The organism is Micromonospora sp. NPDC007271 (genome assembly GCF_040634005.1).
Lineage (GTDB): Bacteria > Actinomycetota > Actinomycetes > Mycobacteriales > Micromonosporaceae > Micromonospora.
This window is the reverse complement of sequence record NZ_JBEYER010000206.1, coordinates 1-2,614: the sequence shown is the minus strand read 5'-3', so window position 1 is coordinate 2,614 and position 2,614 is coordinate 1. Positions and strand designations below refer to the sequence as shown.

The window sequence follows — 2,614 nt, the reverse complement described above, 5'->3', positions numbered from 1 at the left end:
CCCGGCTCCCGCAGGAACGGCAGAGCGCAGAGCACCGCCCCCAACGCGAGTCCCCGGACCGGAATCAGCCAGCGGCTCCGGCGACGAGCGGGCGGCGGGTAGGCACCACGCTCGCGGCTGTGCTTCCCTCGGCGCAGGCCAGGGGAGCTGCTTAAGCCCGTTCTCTCCACATGCGGGCGGCCGTGCCGTTACGGGTACCGCCGCCGGTTAGACCCTGGAAGGAGGTGAGGTGTACAGGTCAACCGCGACCGCGTCAACGGATGGTGGTATCGGCTTGTGCCCGGACCGGCAGTACGAGCCGGGTGGCGGACAGGTCGAGCGCCGCGGCCACCGCCGGGTTCGGTGGCCGGTACGTCGGCTGGTCAACCTGAGCAAGGTCCAGTCGGATTCGGTGACCGGCGGGGAACGTCCAATGGTTGCCGTACAACGGCACCTGGATTAGGCCGCTGCGGGGGTCGTACCCGGTGAAGTCGAACCGGTAGGTGCCGCGACTGATCAGCACCGCCACGCCGTCAGGGGACACGTCCCACACCCGTGCGGCCAGCACCGCGGTGGAGGCACCCGGCGTGGCGGCGTACCGGGCTTGAGCGTGACCGATCCCGATGAGCGTCTGCTCCGTCGGCAGCGGTTGCGAAATGCCGGTGTAGCCATCGCTCAGGGAGGTGGTCAGCCGGGCGGACGTGCGACAGCCGGCACTGGTGGATGCGATGGTGCCGCCGGCGACGGCATCGGTGACGGCTGCGTCCGGATCGGTGGCGCCTGAGGTGGGCGGCAGGAGCACCGAACCGTTGTAGTCGATGATGAGGGTGCCCTTGGCGAGGCCCTCCGGGCTGCTCGCGCTGATCGCGTCCGTGGCGGTCGCCGCGCCCGCGCACCGTGTGGGGTAGCTGGATACCGTGGTGCGCGCGGGGCGGCCGCCGGTGATGTTCGCCTGTTGGAATCTCCACGCCTGTTCGTTGATCGCCTGCCACACGGCCGGCGGGTTCTGCGCCCGGGCGTGCCCGATGTCGCCTACGACGACGGCGACTGGCCAGTCGCGGTCCAGGCTCTTGAGGTAGGTGAACATGCGGAACGACTCCACCGGTGGAAACAGGTCATCGGTCCAGCCGGAGACGGAGAAGATCGCCGGTGTACGGCCTGTATCCCGGCCGGTGCGCCACCCGGGCTGGTAGTAGGCGGAGTGCCAGCCGCTGAACGCTGCCCTCAGCTGTCCCATGATCGGGTCGTCCACGCGGCCCGGTGCGCTGTACGGCTCCCCTGCGTCGACCCTGGCCAGCCAGGCGGTGAACGGCTCCGGCCCGTTGCTCTGCGGGCTCAGCGAGCCCTCGTCGAACACGCCGTTGGCGGTGCCGAGGCTGTACAGCCCGCCGATGTAGCTCGTCTTGGCGACGCCGATCGGGTTGCCGAGGCCGGGAGTGTCCGGCGCCCCCTGCGCCGAGGAGTACAGGTCGCTGCCCTGGTAGGGCGCACCAGAAGGCGCTCGGGACGGGCCGCCTGGGTGCCCGTTGGGCATCAGCGCGTAGGCCAGGTCGGTCCACGGGTACTTGGGCACGGCGACCCGCAGACGCAGCCGCGGCAAGCCGGGAAAGTCACTCCAGTACTCGCTGCCAGCCTGCGCGGCGGCCTGCAGCCAGCTCTCCCCGCCGCCGTAGGAGCCGCCGCTGACCGCGACCTGGTCGGGGTTGATGTCGGGGTAGGTGAGAGCGACCAGGGCGGCGAGCCACTGGGTGTCGCGGATCTCGACGTCCTTGTTCTTGACCCGGATGGTGCCCGTCGGCGGGCAGGCCGACCCGCCGGGCGGCAGGCACGTCGGCGCGACACCGGCCGGTGTCGACGGCTGATGGCTGGCTGTCGGGCCGTTGTCGCGGAAACCGCGAGCGGTGTAGGTGAGCACGTAGTAGCCGTGTTCGGCGAACCACTGGTTGTTCCAGTGGTACTTGTCCGCCCCGTCGGCGACTTCCGAGGTGGATTCCCACTCGTGCTTGTCGTTGCCGAAGCCGTGCAGCAGCACGATCAAGGGGTGCGTGTCGCCGGTGCCGGGCATGGGCCGGGTGACGTCCACGTCCAGCGGTATGCCGTCAAAGCTGGGCACCTGCGCCGAGCAGATCGTCGCCCCACCCGGATACGCCGCACAGTTGGCCCTCAGCGCCGCGCCAGGCGGCGCGTCGCCCGCCGCAGCCGTGGTGGTGGACGCTGACCCGGCCAGGATCGCGACCAGGGCAAGCGTGCCAGTGAGGGCCGTCCGGCCCCGTCCCCTACGCGTTGGTGTCACGGTGCTCCAGCCCTTCTACCTGCCCCCGATCCCTCTCCTACTGAGGTTCATCTCTGGATTGGTCGGCTCCGCAACAGCCCGTCACCGTCGTGGATGCCGCGACGAACGCGGGGTGGTGTCCACCGGTCTGCCGGCGGACACCACCCCGCATCCGGGTAGTTGGTCAGGTCACTTGGTGTCGGTTGCGGTGAGGGTGAACGGGACCGCGGCGCCCAGCCACAGTTGGGTGAGGAACCTGGAACAGCTGGGTGACGATGCCCACGACATGCGGGGTTGCCATCGAGGTGCCGCTGATCGTGTTGAACGTGCCGAGGTCCAGCGGCCCGGGGCCGTTGCGCGGGT

General features: G+C 70.2%; 2 protein-coding genes. Both read right to left on the bottom strand.

The window, feature by feature from the left end; translation table 11 throughout:
- Positions 1 to 253 precede the first annotated feature (253 nt).
- Positions 254 to 2,092 (bottom strand): CocE/NonD family hydrolase C-terminal non-catalytic domain-containing protein, encoded by a 1,839-nt coding sequence (locus tag ABZ570_RS33845; RefSeq protein WP_358072251.1) that lies wholly within the window; start codon positions 2,090 to 2,092, stop codon positions 254 to 256.
- Positions 2,093 to 2,435: 343 nt separating this feature from the next.
- A complete protein-coding gene (locus tag ABZ570_RS33840; RefSeq protein ID WP_358072253.1) occupies positions 2,436 to 2,591 on the bottom strand; it encodes a S8 family serine peptidase in 156 nt (51 codons plus the stop codon).
- Positions 2,592 to 2,614 lie beyond the last annotated feature (23 nt).